At 69.0% G+C, this 6,946-nt stretch carries 7 protein-coding genes; 1 reads left to right on the forward strand and 6 read right to left on the reverse strand.

All coding sequences use genetic code 11. The annotated features are described in order from the left end of the window. A partial coding sequence (locus tag QM624_RS14105) for a S1 RNA-binding domain-containing protein (RefSeq protein ID WP_415092875.1) occupies positions 1-761 on the reverse strand: 761 nt, incomplete at its 3' end. A 267-nt stretch (positions 762-1,028) separates the two neighbouring features. Between QM624_RS14105 and QM624_RS14110 the strand changes: the two genes are divergently transcribed. Further along, positions 1,029-1,811 (forward strand): NAD(P)-binding domain-containing protein, encoded by a 783-nt coding sequence (locus QM624_RS14110; protein ID WP_415092877.1) that lies wholly within the window; start codon positions 1,029-1,031, stop codon positions 1,809-1,811. Positions 1,812-1,970: 159 nt separating this feature from the next. On the opposite strand, the gene QM624_RS14115 is transcribed toward QM624_RS14110, so the two are convergent. The 5 genes from QM624_RS14115 to cysT form a co-directional block, all read right to left on the reverse strand. After that, positions 1,971-3,326, reverse strand: a complete 1,356-nt coding sequence (locus QM624_RS14115; protein WP_415092879.1) for a dicarboxylate/amino acid:cation symporter — start codon at positions 3,324-3,326, stop codon at positions 1,971-1,973. 336 nt (positions 3,327-3,662) lie between these two features. Continuing rightward, positions 3,663-4,124, reverse strand: a complete 462-nt coding sequence (locus QM624_RS14120; RefSeq protein ID WP_298131983.1) for an RrF2 family transcriptional regulator — start codon at positions 4,122-4,124, stop codon at positions 3,663-3,665. Between the two features lie 19 nt (positions 4,125-4,143). After that, positions 4,144-5,151, reverse strand: coding sequence for a sulfate/molybdate ABC transporter ATP-binding protein (locus QM624_RS14125; protein WP_415092882.1), 1,008 nt, complete (start codon positions 5,149-5,151; stop codon positions 4,144-4,146). Continuing rightward, the gene (gene cysW, locus QM624_RS14130; protein ID WP_415092884.1) at positions 5,148-6,062 is read right to left on the reverse strand and encodes a sulfate ABC transporter permease subunit CysW; all 915 of its coding nucleotides are present in this window, start codon (positions 6,060-6,062) and stop codon (positions 5,148-5,150) included. Before cysW ends, QM624_RS14125 begins: the two co-directional genes overlap by 4 nt. Then, positions 6,059-6,946 (reverse strand): sulfate ABC transporter permease subunit CysT (gene cysT, locus QM624_RS14135; RefSeq protein WP_415092886.1); only part of this gene is annotated, 888 nt, incomplete at its 5' end. The genes cysW and cysT, both read right to left, overlap by 4 nt.

Genomic DNA, 6,946 nt, shown 5'->3' on the forward strand with positions numbered 1-6,946 from the left:
CCGACGGTGACCACCTCGGACGGGTGATCGATGTGCTTCCAGGACAGCTCGGAGACGTGCACCAGGCCGTCCACGCCACCCAGGTCGACGAACGCACCGAAGTTGACGATCGAGGAGACGACGCCCTTGCGGATCTGGCCCTTGGCGAGCTGGTTGAGGAAGGTGTGACGCACCTCGGACTGGGTCTGCTCCAGCCAGGCACGACGGGACAGCACCACGTTGTTGCGGTTCTTGTCCAGCTCGATGATCTTGGCCTCGAGCTCCATCCCGACGTACGGCTGCAGGTCGCGCACCCGGCGCATTTCGACCAGCGACGCGGGCAGGAAGCCACGCAGACCGATGTCGATGATCAGGCCGCCCTTGACCACCTCGATCACCTTGCCGGTGACGACGCCGTCGGACTCCTTGACCTTCTCGATCGTGCCCCAGGCGCGCTCGTACTGAGCCCGCTTCTTGGACAGGATCAGGCGACCTTCCTTGTCCTCTTTCTGCTGGACCAGGGCCTCGATCTCATCACCGACGGCGACGACCTCGAAGGGGTCGACGTCATGCTTGATGGAGAGTTCCTTGGAGGGGATCACGCCTTCGGTCTTGTAGCCGATGTCGAGCAGGACCTCGTCCCGATCGACCTTGACGACGGTTCCGGTGACGATATCGCCGTCATTGAAGTATTTGATGGTTGCATCCACCGCAGCCAGGAAGGCTTCGGGGGAACCCAGGTCGTCGATAGCGATCTGGGCTGCCTCGGGAGAGGAGGTCATGTAGTAGGGCTCCGATTGATGATGGGACGTCGTGGGCGCGCCGCAACCCTGCTCCTTCAGAATCGCTTCGCCGGGGAATCCCGAGAACTTCATCCATGGGGCGCGCGGTACCTGCTAGGTCTGTAGGCCCACAGATTGCGATGCTCCACCAGACTACCGAGCGGGCGCGAAACGGGTCAATTTCATTCGGCTCAGCAGAACTTCCTGTTCCGGGACACGATCGGGGCCGATATGCGAGGCTCCGAGGTGAACGATCAGGAGGATGCCATGGCTGAGGACGATCTCACCGCAGACTATGCGGTGATCGGTGTCGGGTCGATCGCGGAAGCGATCGTGACCGGGCTGTGCGAGGCCCCGGCTCCGCCGTCGGTGGTGCTGGCACCGCGCAGCCGGAAACGGACGGCGCGGCTGGCCGCCCGCTACCCCACCGTCCGGGTCGCGGCCGACAATCAGGCCGCGGCGTCCGCCGCGGGCACGGTGCTGCTCTGCCTGCGCCCGCAGGACGCGGGCGAGACCCTCTCGTCGCTGCGGCTCACCTCCGAGCAGCGGGTGATCAGCGTGATGGCCTCGGTCTCGGCGGCCGAGGTCGCCGAACTGGTGGGGCCGGTGGCCGAGATCTCGCGAGCCATCCCCGGCATCGCGGTCGCCTCCCGGAACGGCTTCACCCCGGTGTTCCCGCCGGCCGGTGCGGCGCAGCGGCTGTTCGACGATCTGGGCGGCTCGATGGTGCTGGAATCCGAACGGCTGCTGGACGCGGTGTCGGTGGCCAGCGCCACGGTCGCCGCCCACCTCGCCTACCTGCAGACGGTCTCGTCCTGGCTGGCCGGGCAGGGAGTCGAACTGCCCGACGCGCAGCGTTTGATCGCGTCCGTGTTCGCCGGCGCCACCGCCGAGTTCGCGACGAACAGCGATTTCGCCGCGCTCGTCCGGCACCACGCCACCCCGGGCGGCCTCAACGAGCACTTCGAACAGGCCCTGCGGGAAGCGGATGTCTACGCGGTGGTGGATCGGGCGCTCGGGGCCCTGCTCGACACGATCCCGCCGAGCTGACCAACCTCGTTGGTCGAGCTTGTCGAGACCTCGAAGTGACCGTAGTAACCGTCCCCGGTGACCAAAGGGACGGTTCTTTTGGTCACCGGGGACGGTTCTCTTGGTCACCGCGCAGGCAGGAAGAGGGTTTCGACAAGCTCAACCAGCGGTGGGTAGGGATCAGACCGTCGCCGGCTCCGGCTCGGACGCGCGGACCGGCGTCGAGGTCTGGACTCCGTCGTAGCGATCCCGGTCGAGGATGCCGTTGCGCTTGGCGACGATGGTCGGCACCAGCGCCTGTCCGGCCACGTTGGTCGCCGTCCGGGCCATGTCGAGGATCGGGTCGATGGCCAGCAGCAGGCCGACGCCCTCCAGCGGCAGTCCGAGCGTGGACAGGGTCAGGGTGAGCATCACCACGGCGCCGGTGAGACCCGCGGTGGCGGCCGAGCCGACCACGGCGACGAAGGCGATCAGCAGGTAGTCGGTGAGGTCGAGCGGCACGCCGAACAGCTGTGCGACGGTGATCGCGGCCAGCGCCGGATAGATGGCGGCGCAGCCGTCCATCTTGGTGGTGGCGCCCAGCGGGACGGCGAAGGACGCGTACTCACGCGACACCCCGAGCTTGTCGGTCACCGCGCTCTGGGTGAGCGGCAGGGTGCCGATCGAGGAGCGCGAGACGAAGGCGAAGACGATCGCCTCCCAGGCACCGGCGAAGAACCGCCGGACGCGCAGGCCGTTCAGTTTGAGCAGCAGCGGGTACAGGCCGAACAGCACCAGGGCGCAGCCCACGTACACGTCCACGGTGAAGACCGCGAGCGGGGCGAGCAGGTCCCAGCCGTAGCTGGCGACGGCTTTGCCGATCAGGGCGGCCGAACCGATCGGCGCCAGCTTGATCACCCACCAGACCAGCTTCTGCGATACCGCGAGCACACTCTCGGCGAAGCCAATGAACGGGGCTGCCTTCTCACCCGCGGCCAGCGCGGCAGCGCCCAGTGCGATGCCGATGACCACCAGCTGCAGCACATTGAACGACAGCGAGCTGGTGACCGCGATGCTGCCGGCGGCTTCGGTGGCCTTGCTGCTGACCTCGAGGCCGAGGATGTTGCCGGGCACCAGGGACTTGAGGAAGTCGAGCCAGCTGCCCTGGGTCGCGACGGCCTCGGCGCCGGAGGTGTTGATGGAGGCGTTCGCGCCCGGGTTGGTGAGCAGTCCGAGCGTGATGCCGATCAGCACCGAGACGAGTGCGGTGATGGCGAACCAGAGCAGCGTCTGGACGGCGAGCCGGGCGGCGTTGGTGACCTTGCGGAGCTGGGTGATCGAGACGATGAGCGCGGTCAGGACCAGCGGCACGACCAGCACGCGGAGCAGCTGGACGAAGATGGTGCCGACCGTGGCCATCGTTTCGGTCAGCCAGTCGAGGCTGAAGCTCCGGGCCAGGAAACCCAGCAGGATGCCGGCGGCGAGGCCGGTCAGGACCTGGGCCCAGAACGGGAATTTGGGGCGTGCCGGAGCGGCCGCCGATGCGGATGAGGACATGGTTGATGAAGCCTTTCGGGTTTCGGGGATTCAGGACGGGGGGCGCGCGGGAACGTCCGCTCAACCGCGCATCAACACAGGCAGCTGGCGTCCAGGCGGTGGTCGACCACCCGGCAACTCCACAACAGCGGCATGCAGATCCGTCCTTTCCACTCGGCGACAACCGGCGCCTATCGAGGCCTATTCCCGATCCGGCGAGGATTTCCGCCCCGTTCCGGACACCCCCGGCCGGGCCCGGACCGTAGGGCCCTCCCTAACTATCTCTGCCCTCCCGCATGTGGGAGGGCAGAGATAGTTAGGGAGGGGTTTAGCGGCGGGCGGGTTCGCGGGCCGGCGTCAGCGGCTGACCCAGGCGTCCGGCTCGTCGGCGAGTCGCCGGACGTGCGTGGGCAGGCTGCCGGTGCGCAGCTGCTCCAGCGAGGTCTCGTCCAGGACCTGCCGCAGGCTGGACCGGACGGCGACCCAGAGCACCGGCAGGTGTTCGGCCACCCCCTCGTACGAGGTCTGGTGCGGACGGCGTCCGCGGACCTCGGCGAGCGGGCCGTCGACCGCGCGGAACACCGCACCGACCGGGATCTCGGACGCCGCCCGCGCCAGCCGGTAGCCGCCGCGCGCCCCCTTGGTGCTGATCACCAGCTCGGCGCGCCGCAGGTCGGCCAGGATCGACTCCAGGAATTTGCGTGGCAGTTCCTGCGCCTGGGCGAGTGCGTCGACCGAGATCGGTAGGTCGGGCTCGTCGGCCTCGGCCAACTGCAGCATCGCCCGGACGGCGTACTCGGTCTTGGCGGTGATCTCCACGGACCTCATTGTGACCCGTTCACACCGCCAGTGCGGGGAACTCCTCTTCGCTCGGCAACGTCCGGGTCGGCACCACCCAGACCAGGTGGCCCACCTCCAGCTGCAGCGCGGACGCCTCGGCGCGGGTCAGCTGGGCGAAGAACCGTTCCCCAGTGTGGGTGTGCCGCAGTTCGACCCGCACCTCGAAGCCGAGCCGGACCAGCCGCTCGACCTCGGCCTCGGTGACCCGGACGCCGGTGACGGCGGCCACCTCTTCGGCGCGCCGGGCGTCCCGTTCCAAGCGCAGGTCGTGCGGGCGGGCGACCTGGCCGTTGAGCCGGGACACCGAGCCGAGGAAGGACATCACGAACGGGTTGGCCGGGCTCTCGTACAGCTCGTCGGGGCTGCCGACCTGTTCGATCCGGCCCTGGTTGAGCACCGCGATCCGGTCGGCGACGTCGAGCGCCTCCTCCTGGTCGTGGGTGACCAGCACGGTGGTGACGTGAACCTCGTCGTGCAACCGGCGCAGCCAGCGCCGCAGGTCGTCGCGCACCTTGGCGTCCAGCGCACCGAACGGCTCGTCGAGCAGCAGCACCTGCGGATCGACCGCGAGCGCCCGGGCCAGCGCCATCCGCTGCCGCTGCCCGCCGGAGAGCTGGGCCGGGTAGCGGTGCTGGAATCCGGCCAGGCCGACCACCTCGAGCAGCTCGTCCACCCGCTTGGCGATCTCGGCCTTGGGCCGCTTGCGGATGCTCAACCCGAAGGCGACGTTGTCGCGCACCGTCATGTGCTTGAAGGCGGCGTAGTGCTGGAAGACGAAACCGATCCCCCGCCGTTGCGGCGGCAGCCTGGTGACGTCCTGGCCGGCGATCACCACCGCGCCGGAGTCGAGATCCTCCAGCCCGGCGATCGCCCGCAGCAGGGTCGATTTGCCCGATCCGGACGGCCCGAGCAGCGCGGTCAGGGTGCCCGACGGGATCTCGAGCGAGACGTTGTCGAGCGCCTGGAAGGTGCCGTACGCCTTGCGGGCGTCGGTGACGGAGATCATGACTGGCTCCTTGCGTTCTCTTTGGCGGCGGTGACGGAGACGGACGCCTCGGCGGGCTCGGCGACCGGGGCGGCGCCGTCCGGTTGTGTGGCGGGGATCGCGGCGTGGGCGGTCGGCCTCTTGCGATCGAGCACGGTCATCAGCAGCAGCGTGACCAGTGCGAGGAACATCAGCAGCGTGGCCGCGGCGTAGGCGCCGTGGGTGTTGTGGTCGTCGATGTAGCGGCTGTGCACCAGCAGGGTGAGCGTCTGGGAGACGCCGGGGAACCCGGAGCTCACCATGATCACCGCGCCGAACTCGCCCAGCGCCCGCGCCACGGTCAGCACGATGCCGTAGGTGAGCCCCCAGCGGATGGCCGGCAGGGTGATCCGGGCGAAGGTCTGCCAGCGGGACGCGCCCAGAGTGGCGGCCGCCTGCTCCTGGTCGGTGCCGATCTCGTGCAGCACCGGTTCGACCTCGCGGACGACGAACGGCAGGGTCACGAAGATGGTCGCGATCACCATGCCGGGCAGCCCGAAGATCACCTGGATGCCCAGGTTCTCGATCCCGCCGAACCAGCCGTGGACACCCCAGAGCATGATCAGCGAGACGCCGACCACGATCGGCGACACCGCGAACGGCAGGTCGACCACGCCGGACAGCAGCCGCCGGCCGGGGAATCGGCCGCGGACCAGGGCCAGCGCCGTCACCACACCGAAGATCACGTTGATCGGCACCGTGATGGCCACGATCAGCAGCGACAGGTTGAACGCCGAGATCGCCGCCGGCGTCCGGATCGAGGCCCAGAAGGCGCCGAAGCCGGGCTCGAAGGTGCGCCACAGAATGGTGACGATGGGCACCGCGAGCAGCACGGTCAGGTACAGCAGGGCGACACTGCGCAGCGCGATCCGGGTGGGCGTGGAGACCTTCATGTCGCTCGCTCCTCACGTTCCTGGCCCCGCGAGGCGAAGAAGCGCAGCACCAGCAGGGTGGCGAACGAGATCGCCAGCAATGCCACCGAGACGGCCGCGGCGTTCACCGGACGGTCGATCTCGATCTGCTGCTGGATGTACTGCGAGGCCACCTGGGTTTCCCGCGGGATGTTGCCGCCGATCAGCACCACCGAGCCGTATTCGCCGATGGCCCGGGCGAAGGCCAGTCCCCCGCCGGAGATGATCGCCGGTGCCAGGGTGGGCAGCACCACCCGCCGGAACGTCGTCCAGTTGCCGGCACCCAGTGAGGCGGCAGCCTGTTCGACGTCGCGGTCGACCTCGATCAGCACCGGCTGCACCGAGCGCACCACGAACGGCAGGGTGACGAAGGCGAGTGCAACGATCAGTCCCCAGCGGGTGGCGTTGAGCTCCACCCCGATCGGGCTGTTCGGGCCGTACAGCGACAGCAGCACGATGCTGGCCACGATGGTCGGCAGGGCGAACGGCAGATCGATCAGTGCGTCGACGAAACGCTTGCCCCAGAACTCGTCGCGGACCAGCACCCAGGCGATCAGCGTGCCGACCACCACGTTGATCAGGGCCACCACCGCCGACACCAGGATGGTCGTGCCCAGCGCGGCGAGCGCGACCGGTGCGGTGACGGCCGCCCAGAAGCCGCCCCATCCGTCGCCGAACGAGGCCACGGTGAGCGCCGCGAGCGGCAGCAGCACGATCAGGCTGAGCCAGCTGACGACCACGCCGAGGGTCAGCCCGCTGACCCGTCCGGACGATCCGGGACGCGAGCGCGGCGGCCGGCCGGCCGGCTTGTCGGCGGTGGCGCCGGACGCCGCCACGGTGGCGGCGTCCGGCGTGAGGTCGGTGAC

This window comes from Micropruina sp. (genome assembly GCF_047606365.1).
Classification (GTDB): Bacteria; Actinomycetota; Actinomycetes; order Propionibacteriales; family Propionibacteriaceae; genus Micropruina.